General features: G+C 33.5%; 10 protein-coding genes, 3 tRNA genes and 1 pseudogene. 7 read left to right on the forward strand and 7 right to left on the reverse strand.

Annotated elements, in window-relative coordinates:
• Positions 1–5: 5 nt before the first annotated feature.
• The 5 genes from MHM83_RS12875 to MHM83_RS12895 all read right to left on the reverse strand — a co-directional run bounded on the left by MHM83_RS12875 (position 6) and on the right by MHM83_RS12895 (position 7,799).
• A complete protein-coding gene (locus tag MHM83_RS12875; protein ID WP_239180146.1) occupies positions 6–1,088 on the reverse strand; it encodes an AAA family ATPase in 1,083 nt (360 codons plus the stop codon).
• Positions 1,089–1,637: 549 nt separating this feature from the next.
• Complete coding sequence (locus MHM83_RS12880; protein WP_125344575.1) at positions 1,638–1,859, reverse strand: heavy-metal-associated domain-containing protein; 222 nt, start codon at positions 1,857–1,859, stop codon at positions 1,638–1,640.
• 156 nt (positions 1,860–2,015) lie between these two features.
• Positions 2,016–4,433 carry a heavy metal translocating P-type ATPase gene (locus tag MHM83_RS12885; RefSeq protein WP_239180148.1) on the reverse strand — a complete coding sequence of 806 codons (2,418 nt, stop codon included), beginning with the start codon at positions 4,431–4,433 and terminating at the stop codon, positions 2,016–2,018.
• A gap of 86 nt (positions 4,434–4,519) precedes the next feature.
• Positions 4,520–5,080: a helix-turn-helix domain-containing protein gene (locus MHM83_RS12890; protein ID WP_239180150.1), complete on the reverse strand. Its 561-nt coding sequence runs from the start codon at positions 5,078–5,080 to the stop codon at positions 4,520–4,522.
• A 160-nt stretch (positions 5,081–5,240) separates the two neighbouring features.
• Entirely contained in the window at positions 5,241–7,799 is a 2,559-nt protein-coding gene (locus MHM83_RS12895; protein ID WP_047789771.1) for an ATP-dependent Clp protease ATP-binding subunit, read from the reverse strand.
• Between the two features lie 308 nt (positions 7,800–8,107).
• Between MHM83_RS12895 and gyrA the strand changes: the two genes are divergently transcribed.
• Positions 8,108–10,609, forward strand: coding sequence for a DNA gyrase subunit A (gene gyrA, locus MHM83_RS12900; RefSeq protein ID WP_047789770.1), 2,502 nt, complete (start codon positions 8,108–8,110; stop codon positions 10,607–10,609).
• 16 nt (positions 10,610–10,625) lie between these two features.
• Positions 10,626–11,864, forward strand: a complete 1,239-nt coding sequence (locus tag MHM83_RS12905; protein WP_173361126.1) for a tetratricopeptide repeat protein — start codon at positions 10,626–10,628, stop codon at positions 11,862–11,864.
• Positions 11,865–11,952: 88 nt separating this feature from the next.
• Here MHM83_RS12905 and MHM83_RS12910 read toward each other — a convergent pair whose 3' ends face one another.
• Both MHM83_RS12910 and MHM83_RS12915 read right to left on the reverse strand, forming a co-directional pair.
• Positions 11,953–12,726, reverse strand: coding sequence for a C40 family peptidase (locus MHM83_RS12910; RefSeq protein WP_073181379.1), 774 nt, complete (start codon positions 12,724–12,726; stop codon positions 11,953–11,955).
• Positions 12,727–12,751: 25 nt separating this feature from the next.
• On the reverse strand, positions 12,752–13,927 hold the full coding sequence (locus MHM83_RS12915) for an acetyl-CoA C-acyltransferase (protein WP_239180152.1): 1,176 nt from the start codon (positions 13,925–13,927) through the stop codon (positions 12,752–12,754).
• A gap of 207 nt (positions 13,928–14,134) precedes the next feature.
• Here MHM83_RS12915 and MHM83_RS12920 point away from each other — a divergent pair, with 207 nt between their 5' ends.
• The 5 genes and pseudogenes from MHM83_RS12920 to MHM83_RS12940 form a co-directional block, all read left to right on the forward strand.
• Positions 14,135–16,177, forward strand: a complete 2,043-nt coding sequence (locus MHM83_RS12920; RefSeq protein ID WP_239180153.1) for an HD family phosphohydrolase — start codon at positions 14,135–14,137, stop codon at positions 16,175–16,177.
• Between the two features lie 91 nt (positions 16,178–16,268).
• A tRNA-Ser gene (locus MHM83_RS12925) sits at positions 16,269–16,350 on the forward strand.
• 24 nt (positions 16,351–16,374) lie between these two features.
• Positions 16,375–16,449, forward strand: a tRNA-Pro gene (locus tag MHM83_RS12930).
• Between the two features lie 8 nt (positions 16,450–16,457).
• Positions 16,458–16,531: transfer RNA gene (locus MHM83_RS12935), tRNA-Arg, on the forward strand.
• Between the two features lie 361 nt (positions 16,532–16,892).
• Positions 16,893–18,563 (forward strand): annotated as a pseudogene (locus MHM83_RS12940) (hypothetical protein); the annotation flags it as partial.

Genomic DNA, 18,563 nt, shown 5'->3' on the forward strand with positions numbered 1-18,563 from the left:
CTTTACTATTTAAAAGGTTGGCCACCAAAAACATTTTTACCCCACACATCTCCCAGACTATAATCTTCCAGCCAACTATTTAACTCTTCATTACTTAACCTATGAAATACTGTTTCATTTTGTTCTCTATCAGCAACAATTATATCATTTGGTTCAAAATTGTCAATTAAATTTATCGATTGGGTAGAAACGATAAGTTGTGTTTTGTCAGCAACTTTTCTCATCAAACTGGCTAGTTTATTTATAGCTACAGGGTGTAAACCTAATTCAGGTTCATCAATAATAATGGTTTTTGGGGGGGCAGGTTGCATAAGTAAGGTTGCAAGACAAATAAATCTTAATGTTCCATCGGATAGATTATATGCATCAAAATAAGCATCGTAACTTCCTGCTTCTTGCCATCTTAATTTAATTTGATTTTCATTTCTACCTGATGGCTTAAGAATAAAACTATCAAAAAATGGTGCTATAGATTTTATAGTTTTTTCTATTCTTATAAAGTTTTTTGGATAAGAATATTTTAAGTGATATAAGAACGCAGCAATATTAGCCCCATCTTTTTTTAAAAAAATGTCATCATCGATATTACTAAAACCTTTCATAGGCGAAGTATCACTTGTATCATGAAAGTGATATACTTTGAATTCTTTCAATCTTTCATTAACATAAAAAGCTTGACCGCGGTTAGTATATTTAAATTGAGATTCAGCAACGCTTTTTTCATAATTTTGATAATGCCATCTATAAGTTTTAAATGCTGTATCAACTGATTTTATATATAGAGAATCTTGATTATTTGCTAATGTTACAATAAATCGATTTTTGTCTTTTTGTTCATTACCAAAATGAAAATCAAAAAATATTTCTTGTGTGTTTTTTTTACCAAAATGAAGAAAACTATCAGCTCCTCCTTTACGAATAACATAGTCTGCTAGATTTTGCTCATAAATAGCTCTAACCAAAGAAAAAATAGATATAAAATTACTTTTACCTACTCCATTTCCACCAATTAAAATGTTTAAAGACTTTAGAGGTACACTTTGTCCTCTAATTGATTTATAGCCTTTAATGTCAATTTTTGTAATCATGTTCTATAATTGCTAAAGCAAATATAATAAAATGGAAGTTTGATTTGAAACTATTATGAGTATATGGATTTTGGTGTTAAATTTAAATAAAATGCTAACTTCAACTTGTCTATACCCATAATAAAATCACCAATATGTACTTTACAAAGTAGAATAAATGGAAGATATAGCAATTTCATTAACACTCTCAAATATAAAAAAAGTAAGATAAAAAAGTGTAACTTTTTTATCGGGTCGACACTCCTTGCCTAAGGGGAGTGACACTCCCTCGGTAAGGGGAACGATGCTCCCCACCTAAGGGGAGTGTCATTCACTGCCTAAGGGGAGCAACTTCAAACAACAAAAAAGGTAAAATATTCGTATTGTGTAGAAAAATGTTTGTTAGGTGCTGTGAAGTATAAAGAAATCATTTTAAAAAATAAATACACCCCAAAGAGGAGTGTATTTAAGTGTAAAGTTTTATAAATAGCTAACTTAACAGCTAACAAAAGCACAGGTATTCTCGTTTGTTTCAATTTGTACCGTAAGTGAGAATTATGTACTTGCTTTTTATACTAAAGGCTCTGCTTTAAAACCTTTACTTTTTACAATAGCAATTACTTCATCCGCAGTAATTCCTTTAGAACTTACGGTAAGAACTTTATCATCAAAATTAGTATCTACATTCCAATGGCAAATACCTTCAGCATTGTCTAAATCAGCTTGTACTTTTGATACACATCCTCCGCAGTTAAGGTTTGTTTTGAATTTTAACTCTTTATTATTTTCCATTATATTAAAAATTTATTAGTTATTGAATACTGCAAATTTCAGCACAACACCGTTGTTTGTTGTTGTACAATTTTAAGATTGATTTGTGAGATTTACAGATTTACCTTCTAAGTCAGATTTAAAACGTTCCGACACTTGCTAGTGCCGAAACACTTGTTATTTTTTCCACTTTAATCGTAAGCTATTGCTAACCACACTAACACTACTCATAGCCATAGCTGCACCGGCAATCATAGGGTTTAATAAGAAACCATTAAATGGATATAAAATACCAGCTGCAATAGGAATACCAATAAGGTTGTAAATAAATGCCCAAAATAGGTTTTGTTTAATGGTAGCCACCGTTTGTTTTGATAGTTTTATGGCTTGTGGTATTTTACTTAGGTCAGATGATATAATGGTCATTTTAGCAACATCCATTGCAATATCACTACCTTTTCCCATGGCAATACTTACATCGGCAGTAGCTAGGGCAGTACTGTCGTTAATACCATCACCTACCATAGCAACGGTTTTTCCTTGTTGTTGTAATTCTTTTACAAAATCGGCTTTATGTTGTGGTAATACTTCAGCTTTGTAATATTGAATACCTGTTTCTTCAGCAATAGATTTTGCGGTAGCTTCGTTGTCACCCGTAAGCATATATAACTCAATATCCATAGCCTGTAACTCTTTAATAGCTTGTACCGAGGTTTCTTTTATTTTGTCTGAAATAGCAAGTACAGAAAGTGCTTCTTTATTATTAGCAAACCAAATAACTGTTTTAGCCTGTTTGCTCCATTCGTCCGCTTGTTTTAAAAGTTCTTCCGCTATGGTAGCTTTATTTTCTGCTAATAGTTTTTTATTACCCACAAAAAAGGTTTCTCCGTTATAATCAGCCTTAGCACCCTTACCTGTAATACTGTCGAAATTTGTTAGTGGGGTAGTGGCGGTATCTCCTAAAAACTTTACAACTGCTTCTGCTAATGGGTGTTCAGATTTTTTTTCAATACTTAAAAGAATGTTCTTAGCAGTATCGTTATTCTGTAACCAAGATATACCAGTTACCTCTGGTTTTCCTTCGGTAATAGTTCCTGTTTTGTCTAAAATAATGGCGTTTACTTTTTTAGCAGATTCAAGGCTTTCAGCATCTTTAATTAAAATACCTTTTTCGGCACCTTTACCAACGCCCACCATAATAGCGGTAGGAGTAGCCAGTCCTAGAGCACAAGGACATGCAATAACCAATACGGTGATGGCAGCTAACAATCCTTGAACCACTCCGTTATCACCACCTAAAATAAACCATATAATAAATGTAATAACAGCAATACTCATTACTACAGGAACGAAAATACCTGCAATTTTGTCAACCAATTTCTGTACAGGAGCTTTACTGCCTTGTGCATCTTGTACCATTTTAATAATTTGAGCCAACATGGTTTCTTTTCCAACCTTAACGGCTTTGAATTGAAAACTTCCTTTTTGATTGATGGTTCCTGCAAACACTTTTTCATTTTCTTCTTTTAGTACCGGAACAGGTTCACCACTTAACATACTTTCATCTACATACGAGTTTCCTGTAGTAACCATACCATCTACCGCAATTTTTTCTCCTGGTTTAACAAGAATTGTATCATTTACGTTCACATTTTCAATAGGGGTTTGCTTTTCCGTTCCGTCAGGTTGTATCACAACCACAGTTTTAGGTTGTAAGCCCATCAATTTTTTAATAGCAGATGAGGTGTTTCCTTTGGCTTTTTCTTCTAATAGTTTTCCTAACAGAATAAATGCGATAATAACCGAAGCAGCCTCAAAATATACATGTGCTTCTAATCCTCTAGATTCCCAAAACTTAGGAAATAACATGTTGAATACACTAAAAATATACGCTATACCTGTACTTAAGGCTACTAGGGTATCCATATTTGCAGAACGATGTTTGGCTTGTTTCCATGCATTGATAAAAAAGTCTTTACCAAACCATAGCAACACTGGGGTAGAGAAGGCCCACATAATAGGGTTTGCATAAGGCATGTTCATAAAAAACATACCAATAACAACTACAGGCAACGAAAGTAGTACCGACCACATGGTTTTGGTTTTTAGTTGCTTGAACTTCTTTTCATGAATAGCTTCGAGGGTTTCTTGTTGTTTGGTTTCGTCTTCAATTAGCAAATCATAACCCGCACCTTGTATTGCTTTTTGCAATTTTGTGGCATTGGTCATGTTAGGAAGGTATTCTACCGTTAAATTTCCACTAGCAAAATTTACCGAAGCATTTACTACACCTGGTTCGTAGCTAACAATACTTTCAGCACTTCCAGCACAAGAGGCACAAGTCATACCCAATACTGGAAATACTTTTTTAACAGTGGTTACACCGTAGCCCAAATCTTTTATAGCAGTAACGGCGTTCGCAAGAACTTCTTCGTTAGTAACCGTAATAGCAGCTCTTTGGTTGTTTAGTTCTACTTTATGGGTTTCAATTCCCTCAACATGCGTTAGTCCTTTTTCAACGATTAAAGCACAGTGTTCACTTTCCACACCTTCTAGAGGTAGGTAAATGATATCTTTATTGTTATTTGTTGCCATTTTTTTACTGTATTAATTGTACAATACAAAGTTGGCATTAAGTTAGAGAAAATTTATTGTGGAATTTTGGAATTGATTTATAAGATTTACACCTCGTCTAATGGTTTTCTTCTGTCTTTACGGATTTTTTTAAAGTGACTCGGCGTTAATCCTGTAACTTTTTTAAACTGATTGCTTAAATATGCCACGCTTGAATAGTGTAAACGGAAAGCAATTTCACTTAATGATAATTCATCGTAAACAAGTAGTTCTTTTACCTTTTCTATTTTTTGAGCAATAAAATACTTTTCTATAGTAGTACCTTCTACTTCAGAAAAAAGGTTGGATAAGTAATTATAATCATGATGAAGCTCGTTGCTTAACAAATCAGATAAGTTAACTTTTGTCTCACTGTCTTGATGGTGTACCAAATTGATGATTAAGTTTTTTATCTTTTCAATAATGCGACTTTTTTTATCATCAATAATCTCGAAGCCTAAATCAAGTAAAATCTTGTCCAGACTTTCTTTTTCATCTGAAGTAAGTTCTTTTTCTAGTATAACCTCACCTAATTTAATGCTTTTTACACCAACACCTAATTTGTCTAATTCATTTTGAATGACTAGGATACAGCGATTGCAAACCATGTTTTTAATAGTGAGCGTCATAGTATTTTTATTATAGTTTGTTAGGTTTACAAAGATAAGGATAAGTGCTTGCTATGAATCAAAAGTTATTTCAATCTTATAACTATAAACACTACGATAGTATTGCTAAGGTAGGAGATAAAAAAATCCCGAGTATTTTTTACTCGGGATTTTTGTTTTATTAATCCTCGTCTATTTCAGTACGAGTTTCAGTAGGTTTTTCACCTTTTTCTATTTTAATAATGAGTTTTTGCTCAGGCTCATTTAAATCCATAAAGATAGCGTCACCTTCATCTAGTTTAGAGTTAACAATTTCTTCAGCTAGTGCATCTTCAATATACTTCTGAATGGCTCTTTTTAATGGACGAGCTCCATATTGTTTATCAAAACCTTTATCAGCAATATAATCTTTAGCCTTATCGCTTAACGTAAGCTTATAACCTAAATCATCAATACGTTTTAGTAATTTATCTAATTCAATATCAATAATTTTATGAATGTTTTCACGTTCAAGAGAGTTAAAAATTACAATATCATCAATACGATTTAAAAATTCTGGAGCAAAAGATTTCTTTAAAGCACCTTCAATAATACTTTTGGCATGGGCGTCTTCTTGTTCTTTTTTAGAAGAAGTTCCGAAACCAACACCACCACCAAAATCTTTTAGTTTACGAACTCCAATATTTGAAGTCATGATAATAATGGTGTTTCTAAAATCTATTTTTCGACCTAAACTATCAGTTATATGCCCGTCATCTAAGACTTGTAGCAGCATATTAAATACATCAGGGTGTGCTTTCTCAATCTCATCTAATAAGATTACAGAATAAGGTTTACGACGTACTTTTTCAGTTAATTGTCCACCTTCTTCGTAACCAACATATCCTGGGGGCGCACCTATTAAACGAGAAATAGCAAACTTCTCCATGTACTCACTCATATCAATTCTAATTAAAGAATCGTCAGAGTCAAATAACTCACGAGCTAATACTTTTGCTAACTGTGTTTTACCTACACCCGTTGAACCTAGAAAGATAAAAGAACCAATTGGTTTGTTAGGGTCTTTTAACCCAACACGGTTACGCTGTATAGCTTTTACTACTTTGGTAACAGCTTCATCTTGACCAATTACTTTACCTTTTATTAATTGAGGTAATTCTGCTAAACGACTACTTTCTGCTTCGGCAACACGATTTACAGGAATTCCTGTCATCATCGATACTACTTCAGCTACATTATCTTCAGTAACAGTTTCTCTATGTAGTTTAGAATCTTCTTCCCATTGCTGTTGTGCAGACTCTAAAGCTGTTTCTATATTTTTTTCGTCATCACGAAGCTTTGCAGCTTCTTCGTACTTTTGTCCGCTTACCGCTTTAGTTTTGCGTCCTCTAATTTCTTCTAGTTTCGCTTCTAATTCTAAAATTTGTTGCGGAACTACAATGTTTGTAATATGAATTCTCGATCCAGCTTCATCTAAAGCATCAATAGCTTTATCTGGTAAAAAGCGATCAGTCATATAACGGTTGGTTAATTTTACACAGGCTTCAATAGCTTCATCAGTAAAAGAAACATGATGATGCGATTCGTATTTACCTTTGATATTGTGTAGAATTTGTATGGTTTCTTCTACGGTAGTAGGATCTACAATTACTTTTTGAAAACGACGCTCTAAAGCACCGTCTTTTTCAATATTTGTTCTGTATTCATCTAAAGTAGTTGCACCAATACATTGAATTTCTCCTCTGGCTAAAGCAGGTTTTAACATATTAGAAGCATCTAACGAACCAGTAGCTCCACCAGCACCTACGATGGTGTGAATTTCATCAATAAAAAGAATAATATCATCGTTCTTTTCAAGCTCATTCATTAAAGCTTTCATGCGTTCTTCAAACTGACCTCTGTATTTTGTACCAGCAACTAAGCTAGCTAAGTCAAGAGAAACGATGCGTTTGTCGAATAGAATTCGTGATACTTTTCTATCTACAATACGTAAAGCTAACCCTTCTGCAATAGCAGATTTACCAACACCTGGCTCTCCAATAAGCATTGGGTTATTCTTTTTTCGTCTACTTAAAATCTGAGAAACACGCTCAATTTCTTTTAAACGACCTACAACAGGATCTAACTTTCCTGAAACAGCTAAGGCTGTTAAATCACGCCCAAAGTTATCTAAAACTGGAGTTTTAGATTTTTTAACTTGCTTTCCTTTTTGAGGTTGTTGCCCGTAAGGGTTTGATTTTTCGTCAGCAAATTCATCATCAGAAGGTGTTTCCCCTATAGGAGAAATAAACGAGTCATCATCTACGTGTAGTTCTTTGTACAAGTTTTTAGCCTGCTCATAGTCTACATCATACTTTTGAAGTAATTTAGTAGTAGGATCATTTTCGTTGCGCAAAATACATAATAACAAATGTGCAGTATCTATTGCATTGCTTTGGTATAGTTTAGCTTCTAAAAAGGTTGTTTTTATAGCTTTTTCTGCTTGTCTGGTAAGGTGTAAGCTCTTTCTTTGAGGGCTTGAAAAAGATGGGGTTGTCGGATTTAGTTTTTCTAGTTTATTACGCACTAAATCTAAATCAACATCAAAAGTTGTTAATATTTCAATGGCTTTTCCATCACCTTTTCTAATCAAACCCAACAAAAGATGTTCTGTTCCAATAAAGTCATGACCTAGTCTTAAGGCTTCTTCTTTACTGAAAGTAATTACATCTCTAACCTGTGGTGAAAAATTATCGTCCATATATTTATTTTCTATCTCTGTAAAGTTAGTAAGTTTTTTTCTTAAAAATTACAAAAAAGATGCCAATAGTTTTTAACTGACATTCTGACGAGTAAATTAAGAAATTATTGTTTAATATAACATATAAAATTGTTAATAAATAAACGTAAAACAGTTAGTATATTTTTTGTGTAAAACTGAGGGTTGTAGTATCTTGCAATGTTTTAGAAAATGCGGAGAACTAGAAAGCATTTTAAAAAGTGGGTTTTATCAAGTGTAAAATTCACTTTTTTGACGAAAATAAATACTAATATTTTAAAAGAAAATATATGACAGATGGCGAAAAGTTGATTCCTATCAACATTGAAGAGCAAATGAAGTCAGCATACATCGATTATTCAATGTCGGTGATAGTATCGAGAGCGTTACCAGATGTAAGAGATGGTTTAAAACCAGTGCATAGAAGAGTTTTGTTTGGTATGCATGAATTAGGAATTAAATCCACAGGAGCATATAAAAAATCTGCAAGAGTTGTAGGAGAGGTATTAGGTAAATATCACCCACACGGAGACACCTCGGTTTACGATTCTATGGTACGTATGGCTCAAGATTGGAGTGTACGTTATATGATGGTTGATGGGCAAGGAAACTTCGGTTCTGTTGATGGTGATAGCCCTGCAGCGATGCGTTATACAGAGGTGCGCATGCAGAAAATATCAGAAGAGATGTTATCTGATATAGAAAAAGATACTGTAGATCATAAATTAAACTTTGATGATACGTTACAAGAACCAACAGTACTTCCTACACGTATTCCTAACTTATTAGTAAATGGAGCTTCTGGTATTGCAGTAGGAATGGCAACAAACATGGCACCGCATAACTTAACAGAAGTTATTAACGGTACTGTAGCATATATTGATAATCGCGACATTGAAATTGATGAGTTAATGCAACACATCAAAGCGCCAGATTTTCCAACAGGAGGGATTATTTATGGTTACGATGGAGTAAGAGATGCTTTCCATACAGGTCGTGGACGTATTGTAATGCGTGCTAAAGCAACTATTGAAGAAGTTAAGGGACGTGAATGTATAGTTGTTACTGAAATTCCTTACCAAGTTAACAAAGCAGAAATGATTAAGAAAACTGCTGATTTGGTTAATGAAAAGAAACTGGAAGGTATTGCAAGCATTCGTGATGAATCTGACCGTAAAGGAATGCGTATTGTTTATATATTAAAGCGAGATGCAATTCCTAATATCGTTTTAAATAAACTATTTAAATACACACAATTACAAACATCATTTAGTGTAAATAATATAGCTTTAGTTAAAGGGCGTCCTGAACAGTTAAACTTAAAAGAGTTAATCCATTATTTTGTAGAGCATAGACATGAAGTAATTGTTCGTAGAACAGAGTTTGAATTAAAGAAAGCAGAAGCACGTGCACATATTTTAGAAGGATTAATTATTGCTTCTGATAATATTGATGAGGTAATTTCTATTATTAGAGGTTCTTCTAACGCAGATGAAGCACGTGAAAAATTGATAGAGCGTTTTGAATTAACAGAAATTCAAGCACGTGCTATTGTTGAAATGCGTTTACGTCAGTTAACAGGACTAGAACAAGATAAGTTACGAGCAGAGTATGATGAAATTATTAAGACTATTGCCGATTTAAAAGATATTCTTGCAAATGAGCCGAGACGTTATCAAATAATCAAAGACGAACTATTATATATCAAAGAGAAATATGGTGATGATCGTCGTTCTGTAATTGAGTATGCAGGAGGAGATATGCGTATCGAAGACATGATTCCTAACTCTAAAGTTGTTGTTACTATTTCTCATGCAGGTTATGTAAAGCGTACAAATTTAGATGAATACAAGGTTCAGAATAGAGGAGGGCGTGGACAAAAAGGTGCAACTACTCGTAATGAAGATTTCTTAGAACATTTATTCGTAGGTACTAACCATCAATATATGTTATTCTTTACTCAAAAAGGAAAAGTATTCTGGATGCGTGTATATGAAGTTCCAGAAGGAGGAAAGAATACCAAAGGTAGAGCAATTCAAAACTTAATAAATATCGAGCAAGACGATAAGGTAAAAGCGTTCTTAGTAACAGGTGATTTAAAAGATGAAGATTATATCAATAATCATTATGTTATTATGGCAACAAAACGAGGTCAGGTTAAGAAGACGCCTTTAGAACAATATTCTCGTCCAAGAGCTAATGGTATTAACGCAATAACTATTAAAGAAGGTGATGAGTTACTAGAGGCGAAGTTAACTACTGGAGATAGCCAAGTAATGCTAGCACTTAAATCGGGGAAAGCAATTCGTTTTGAAGAAGCTAAAACACGTCCAATGGGAAGAACAGCTTCGGGAGTTCGTGGTATTACATTATCGCATGAAAATGATGAGGTAATTGGTATGGTTGCTGTTAATGATATGGAAAGTAATATCTTAGTTGTTTCAGAAAAAGGATATGGAAAGCGTTCTAAATTAGAAGATTACCGTATAACGAATCGTGGAGGTAAAGGAGTTAAAACGTTGAATATATCAGAAAAAACTGGTAATTTAGTCGCTATCAAGAATGTAGATGATTCAAACGACTTAATGATTATCAACAAATCAGGACTAACAATTAGAATGGCAGTGGAAGATTTACGTGTTATGGGTAGAGCAACTCAAGGAGTTAAACTGATTAACATTAAAGATAATGATGATATTGCTGCTGTAGCAAAAGTAATGCATGAAAAAGATGAAGAAGAAGATGGCATGGAAATTGAAAATGAAACAAATGATAGTCAAGAACAACAATAAATAAATCATAACAAAAATGAAAAAACAAATCTTAGCCCTTTCTTTAGGATTAATGTCGTTAGGGGCATTTGCTCAAAAATCAGAACTTAAAGCTGCTGAGAAAGCTATAAAAAAACAAGATTTTACAACAGCATTAAATACTTTAAATGCTATTGAAGGATCTTTAATGATGAACGGAGAAGATAAATATAAATCTAAATTTTATTTCTTAAAAGGTAAAGCATTAGCAGCAAAAAAAGATTACAAGAATGCTGGTGAAGCTTTCAATGCTTTAATAGCAATGAAAGAAAACAAGTATACAGATGAAGCTAAGCCTATCTTAAATCAGATGATTCAAGAAGTTTCTAAAAAAGCGGTTGATTTATATAATAATAAAAAGGATTATAAAAATGCAGCTGAAGACTTCTATTTGACATATGTGTTAAGTCCTACAGATACATCTTTTGCTTATAATGCTGCAGTTGCTGCTACCCAAGCTAAAGATTATGATAAAGCGATTGAGTACTATAGAGAATTACAAAAAATAGGTTACACAGGTATTGAAAAGCAATATGTAGCTACAGATAAAACTACAGGAAAAGTTGAAAGTTTTGGAAATGACAAGGCAAGAAGAGACTTAATGGTAAAAACAGGAAACTATGTAAAACCAGACGTAAAATCTTCAGATTCAAAATCAGCAACAATTGTTAAAAATGTAGCTTTAATTTTAAAAGAGCAAGGAAAAACAGATGAGGCTATTGCAGCTTTTAAAGATGCTCGTGCTTCTAATCCAAAAGATTTAAATTTAATTTTAAACGAAGCTCAACTATATGTTGACATGGGTAAAATGGATAAGTTTGGAGAATTGATGAATGAAGCTGTAGCTTTAGACCCTGAAAACCCAACATTATATTATAATTTAGGTGTTGTAAATTTCAATGAAGGTAGAATGGATGATGCGAAGAAGTATTACACGAAGGCAGTTGAGTTAAAACCTGATTATGCAGATGCTTATATGAATTTAGCAGTAGTAGTTTTAGATAAAGAAAAAGCTATTGTAGAAGAAATGAATAAAAACTTATCAAATTTTAAAAAATATGATGAGTTAGCAGCTAAACAAAAAGAAGTTTATAAGGAAGCAATCCCATTTTTAGAAAAAGCAGATAGTTTAAATAGAAATGTAGATACTGTAAAAACTTTAATGAATTTATATGAGGTGTTAGAAATGAGTAATAAAGCGGCTGAATATAGAGACTTATATAAATCAATGCAATAGTAGTAGAAAAATTAGTTATAAAAAAAACCGAAATTTTAGAATTTCGGTTTTTTTTATAACTAATTTATAAGGTAATCTGTAAAACTATTTATTCAACTAAACGCTTAATTACTCTAAGTTTGTGTGTGTGTTGATGTGTATCAATATTATAAATACCGCTATGATCCAACTTGTCAATACGAACTTTTCCATGAGCGTGTATAATGTTGTAATCATTCATAATAATCCCAACATGGGTAATAATACCTTCTTCATTATCAAAAAAAGCTAAATCACCAGGCTCACTTTCCTCAATAAAACTCAAAACTTCACCTTGAGTTGCTTGTTCCTTTGCATCACGTAGAAGGTTGTATCCACATAATTTATATACTGTTTGAGTAAACCCAGAACAATCAATACCAAAAGGCGATTTACCTCCCCATAAATAAGGAACATTTAAGAATAAGAAAGCGGTTTCTACAATTGCAGATTTTGCTAGTTTACTATTGCATACTTTGCCCTCATATAAAAATGAGGAATTATTAATGTTAATTTTATTGTCTTTAAATAAAGGAAGTCGAGCTCCCATAGGAATAGTAGTTAAATTACTATTATTATCAGTAATAAAATCAATTAATTCACCGGCATAGTGTTTTTTTTCTTTTAATAAAAGACTGTGTACCTCTACTGAAATTTCTTCATATTGTTTATTGTCAACATATCCTTGATAACCATCAAAAGCTAACCGTATTTTACTCCATTTTTTAGTTTTTTCTAAAACTTCAAAGTGCTCACCAAAAACAACTTGATTTACCATTTCTGAAGCATCAGAAGGCTCTGATCGAAGAGGTACAATACTTAAATTACAAATTCCGAAAGACATCTACTGGTTGGGGCTTTTAAAAAAATTATACTCTTTCAATAACCATTGCACTAGCACCACCACCACCGTTACAAATACCGGCAGCACCAATTTTAGCGTTATTTTGTTTTAAAATTGAAGTTAAAGCAATAATAATTCTAGCTCCAGAAACTCCTAATGGATGTCCTAATGAAACGGCACCACCATTAACATTTACTTTATCAGCAGATAACCCTAAGATTTTCATATTTGCTAATCCAACTACAGAGAATGCTTCGTTTAATTCAAAATAATCAACATCATCAAAAGATACTCCAGCTTTAGCTAAAGCTTTAGGTAATGCTTTTGCAGGAGCTGTTGTAAACCATTTTGGTTCATGAGCAGCATCAGCATATCCTTTAATTTTTGCTAATGGAGTTAAGCCTAATTCAGCAGCTTTATCAGCAGACATTAATACTAAAGCAGCTCCACCATCATTAATAGTTGATGCATTAGCAGCAGTTACTGTACCCTCTTTCGTAAATGCAGGACGTAAAGCAGGTATTTTTTCCATTTTTACATTCTTGTATTCTTCATCTTCAGAAAAGATAATAGGCTCACCACGACGTTGAGGTATTTCAACAGGAACAACCTCATCTGCAAATTTTCCTTCGCTCCACGCTTTAGCAGAACGGTTATATGATTCAACTGCAAAAGCATCTTGATCCTCTCTTGAAAATTTATATTCAACAGCACATTCATCAGCACAAACTCCCATAGCTACTTGTTCGTAAGCATCCATTAATCCATCTTTCTGCATTCCATCTTCCATTTTAATAGGTCCAAATTTTGAACCTGTTCTGGCGTGTTGGTAATGAGGAATCATACTCATGTTTTCCATACCTCCAGCTACAACTATTTCGGCATCACCTAAAGCGATAGTTTGTGCAGCTAACATTATAGACTTCATTCCTGACGAACAAACTTTATTTACAGTAGTACAAGGCACAGTATCTGGTATTCCTGCAAAGATTGCCGCTTGACGAGCTGGAGCTTGTCCTAAACCTGCCGAAACAACATTACCCATAAAAACTTCTTCAACCATTTCTGGTTTTAGGTTAATTTTATCTAAAGCTCCTTTAATGGCTATAGCACCTAATTTAGGTGCAGGGGTAGTTGATAATGTTCCTAAAAAACTACCAATTGGAGTTCTTGCAACCGATACTATTACTACTTCTTTCATGTGCTACTATTTGTTAATTTTTTATTTATCCCAATAACCAAAAGTGACTAAAATAACAAAGCTGTTAAGCGCTTAATAATTATTTTCTGCTATTAATTTCATGTATTGGGTGAATTGTATTAAGATTTGTTTTGCGAAAATAACCATTTTATGCCAAGTACTCAAATAATAGAGAAAGGTTATATTTACATTTTATAAAGATCAAAAATGAACGACTTAATTAACAAACTGTACAAAAATAATACTGTAATTTACAAAGCATTATTGTTTTTGATCACGGTAATTGCTATAGTATATTTATTTCCTAAAGGTGGACAGTTTAAGTACGATTTTAGACAAGGAAAACCTTGGCAATATGACAATTTATATGCTCCTTTTGATTTTGCTATTCAAAAAACTACAGAAGAAATAGAAGAGGAAAAAAACGAACTTAAAAATAGTTCAAAAAAATATTTTGTAGTTGATACATCGATTAAAGAAGAGGTAACTCATTTATTTACGAACCAAGTTAAGAGTATTGACTCATTATCAACAAACGTAATTAGAGACTTAATTAGAGAAGGAGAGAAGCTTATAAATAAAATTTACGTATATGGTTTTTTAGATGACGCAAGCATTGATAAAGCAGATAGAGAAGATGTGATAGTTTTACGTAAAGGAAACTCCATTGATGATGTTCTGTTTTCAAGGTTAGTACAGTCAAAAGATATTTTAAGCTTTTTAAGAACAAATACAGAGGGACTTCAGTACTATAAACAACGCCTGTTAATAAACTATTTGTCAAATAATTTGCGCCCTAACGTAACCTATGATTATAAATACAGTGAAAAGGAGTTAAATGAACGTTTTCAAGGTATTTCTTATGCTAAAGGAAAGGTTTCAAAAGGAGAATTAATTATTTTAAAAGGAGACATTGTTGAAGGAAGGAAATATAATGTCTTAAAGTCGTATGAAGTAGCGTCAAGCTCTAGAATTTGGACAAAATCTAATTATTATTGGATTGTATTCGGATACACAATTTTAGTAGCCTTGGCATTGTTAATGTTATTATTATTTTTAGAAAGATATAGGTTTGAGACTTTTAATGATAACAATAAAGTAACCTTTATTTTCTTCAATATCTTTTTAATGATTTTTGTACAAACTATGGTGGTAAAATACAATTCTGGTTATTTGTACGTAGTTCCGTTAAGTATTTTACCAATTGTACTAAAAGCTTTTTTTGATGCCAGATTAGGTTTATTTACTCATGTACTTACCGTATTGTTGTTAGGATTTATTGTACCCAATAGTTTTGAGTTTATTTACTTACACATTATTGCAGGGATTGTAACTATATTAACGGTTTCTGAACTGTATAAAAGAGCAAGTTTATTTATGTCTATTGGACAAATTACACTAATTTACATGGTTACTTATTTTGCCTTTTCTATTCTAAAAGAAGGGAATGCAGATAAGATAAATTGGATGTACTTTGGGTTATTTGCAGCAAATGGATTGTTGTCGTTCTTAGCAGTGTTTTTTATCTATTTTTATGAAAAGCTTTTCGGATTGGTTTCTGATGTAACATTATTAGAGCTTTCTAATACAAATTCAAAACTATTAAGAGATTTAAATGAAAAAGCTCCAGGAACGTTCCAACATTCAATGCAGGTGGCTAATTTAGCTGAAGCAGCAGCGAATGAAATAGGAGCGAACTCTATGTTAGTAAGAACAGGAGCTTTGTATCATGATATTGGTAAAATGGTAAAACCAATGTATTTTACCGAAAATCAATCCACAGGAGTTAATCCACATAATGATTTATTACCAGTAGATAGTGCACGTATTATTTTAGATCATGTAATTAACGGAATAGAAATAGCAAAAAAATATAAACTACCAGATAGAATTATAGACTTTATTCGTACACACCATGGAACAAGCGTTACTTATTACTTTTATAAACAAGAACAAGAAAACAATCCAGATGTTGATATTCAGAAGTTTCAATACCAAGGTCCAATTCCGTTTTCAAAAGAAACAGCTATTTTAATGATGTGTGATGCAGCAGAAGCTGCTTCTAAAAGTTTAAAAAATCCGACAGCACAATCGATAGATGTATTAATTGATAGGATTATAGACAAGCAAAAAAACGATAATCAGTTCATAAATTCAGATATTACTTTTAGAGAGATAGAAAAAATTAAAAAAATTATAAAGAATAAGTTGATGAATATCTATCACTTACGTGTTGAGTATCCAGAATAGGTGATTTTTTTAGCAAAAAAATTTGTAGAAACGTATATATAGTTATACATTTGCACTCGCAATTTTTAATTCACGTTTCGACAAGAATTAAGGAGAGGTGGCAGAGTGGTAATGCAGCAGCCTGCTAAGCTGTCATCCTTCGGGATGCCCGGGTTCGAATCCCGGTCTCTCCGCAAAAAGTTGTAGATGACACTAATCGGGGTGTAGCGTAGCCCGGTCATCGCGCCTGCTTTGGGAGCAGGAGGTCGCAGGTTCGAATCCTGCCACCCCGACAAAGAATGGTCGCGTAGCTCAGCTGGATAGAGCATCTGCCTTCTAAGCAGACGGTCACAGGTTCGAATCCTGTCGCGATCACAATAAGCCTTACTAGTTTTAGTAAGGCTTTTTTGTTGTTTAATATTTCCATTTTATAATTATCAAACTACTTAAAAGTTCAATTATTTCTTTATTCAAAAGAGTTATTTCTTAAGGGAAATTTACCTGATAATTAAAAAGAGTAAAAGTAATATTTACCTAAATTATTTTTTTTTATTAAATTGTAAGAGGTTAGAGTATTGTAAATCAGTTTACTTTAAGTGTTTTTTTACAGGTGTCACCTTTTACCTATTAATACAGTGCTAGTAAAAGCATTTAATCATACTTAAGAAAAAATAAAGTCAATTTAATAAAATATTATACATGATAATCAAGAAGTCCCACCCAAACAAAGTAAATAATGAAAAAATTAGCTACCCTCGTACTTTTAGTTTTAAGCACAGCTACTATTGCTCAAGTAGGCATTGGAACCTTAACACCTAGTCTATCTGCTCAGTTAGATATTAAATCAGATTCCAGAGGCTTATTAATACCTAGATTAAATATTAATGATTTAAGTACATCATTACCAGTAAATAATAATACAATTAAAGAAAGTTTATTAGTTTATAACACTAATAAAAATTCTGGAAAAGGATTTTATTATTGGAATGGAGTGCTATGGGAACAATTAGTAGATATAACCACGGTCTCAAACCTGATTACTACACAAGTAGATAATCAACAAATAGAAAAATTCTTCTTAAATAGCTCTAATATTCTTACTCTTGAGTTGGAAAATGCAAGTTCTAAATCAGTCGATTTATCATCTCTTTTGCAAGAGAATGAGTTATTAACTGGTATAGGATCACCTATTAATAACTCTGTAGATCCTGTTACAGGAGTTTTATATGTAGATACTAATTCCGGAGATGTTTATAGCTCTGATGGTAGTTTATGGAGTTCAGTTGCATCGTCAGGACCAGACGGAAAATCAGCCTATCAAGTTTGGTTAGATGCTGGAAACAGTGGAACTGAAGCCGACTTTATTACTTCATTAAAAGGAGATACCGGAGCTGCGGGAACGAATGGAGTAGACGGGAAATCTGCGTATCAAGTTTGGTTGGATGCTGGAAACAGTGGTACCGAAGCCGATTTTATCACTTCATTAAAAGGAGACACTGGAGCTGCGGGAACGAACGGAGTAGACGGAAAATCCGCCTATCAAGTTTGGTTAGACGCTGGAAACAGTGGAACTGAAGCTGACTTTATCACTTCATTAAAAGGAGATACCGGAGCGGCAGGAACCAATGGATCAGACGGAAAATCTGCGTATCAAGTTTGGTTAGATGCAGGAAACAGTGGAACCGAAGCCGACTTTATCACTTCATTAAAAGGAGATACCGGAGCTGCGGGAACGAATGGAACGAATGGAGTAGACGGAAAATCTGCGTATCAAGTTTGGTTGGATGCTGGAAACAGTGGTACCGAAGCCGACTTTATCCTCTCTTTAAAAGGAGATACCGGAGCTGCGGGAACGAATGGAGTAGACGGGAAATCTGCGTATCAAGTTTGGTTAGATGCTGGAAACAGTGGTACCGAAGCCGACTTTATCACTTCATTAAAAGGAGACACTGGAGCTGCGGGAACGAATGGAGTAGACGGAAAATCCGCGTATCAAGTTTGGTTGGATGCTGGAAACAGTGGTACCGAAGCCGACTTTATTACTTCATTAAAAGGAGACACTGGGGTTGCAGGAACGAATGGAACCAATGGATCAGACGGAAAATCAGCCTATCAAGTTTGGTTGGATGCTGGAAACAGTGGTACCGAAGCCGATTTTATCACTTCATTAAAAGGAGACACTGGAGCTGCGGGAACGAATGGAACCAACGGAGTAGACGGAAAATCTGCGTATCAAGTTTGGTTGGATGCTGGAAACAGCGGAACTGAAGCCGACTTTATCCTCTCTTTAAAAGGAGATACCGGAGCTGCGGGAACGAATGGAGTAGACGGGAAATCTGCGTATCAAGTTTGGTTAGATGCTGGAAACAGTGGTACCGAAGCCGACTTTATCACTTCATTAAAAGGA

It is taken from the genome of Tenacibaculum sp. Mcav3-52, from assembly GCF_022347665.1.
GTDB lineage: Bacteria > Bacteroidota > Bacteroidia > Flavobacteriales > Flavobacteriaceae > Polaribacter > Polaribacter mesophilus.

What these genes read in the sequence shown, in the direction of transcription:
- MHM83_RS12875 (WP_239180146.1), bottom strand. Translation starts at nt 1,088, where the DNA reads ATGATTACAAAAATTGACATTAAAGGCTATAAATCAATTAGAGGACAA.
- MHM83_RS12880 (WP_125344575.1), bottom strand. Translation starts at nt 1,859, where the DNA reads ATGGAAAATAATAAAGAGTTAAAATTCAAAACAAACCTTAACTGCGGA.
- MHM83_RS12885 (WP_239180148.1), bottom strand. Translation starts at nt 4,433, where the DNA reads ATGGCAACAAATAACAATAAAGATATCATTTACCTACCTCTAGAAGGT.
- MHM83_RS12890 (WP_239180150.1), bottom strand. Translation starts at nt 5,080, where the DNA reads ATGACGCTCACTATTAAAAACATGGTTTGCAATCGCTGTATCCTAGTC.
- MHM83_RS12895 (WP_047789771.1), bottom strand. Translation starts at nt 7,799, where the DNA reads ATGGACGATAATTTTTCACCACAGGTTAGAGATGTAATTACTTTCAGT.
- gyrA (WP_047789770.1), top strand. Translation starts at nt 8,108, where the DNA reads ATGACAGATGGCGAAAAGTTGATTCCTATCAACATTGAAGAGCAAATG.
- MHM83_RS12905 (WP_173361126.1), top strand. Translation starts at nt 10,626, where the DNA reads ATGAAAAAACAAATCTTAGCCCTTTCTTTAGGATTAATGTCGTTAGGG.
- MHM83_RS12910 (WP_073181379.1), bottom strand. Translation starts at nt 12,726, where the DNA reads ATGTCTTTCGGAATTTGTAATTTAAGTATTGTACCTCTTCGATCAGAG.
- MHM83_RS12915 (WP_239180152.1), bottom strand. Translation starts at nt 13,927, where the DNA reads ATGAAAGAAGTAGTAATAGTATCGGTTGCAAGAACTCCAATTGGTAGT.
- MHM83_RS12920 (WP_239180153.1), top strand. Translation starts at nt 14,135, where the DNA reads ATGAACGACTTAATTAACAAACTGTACAAAAATAATACTGTAATTTAC.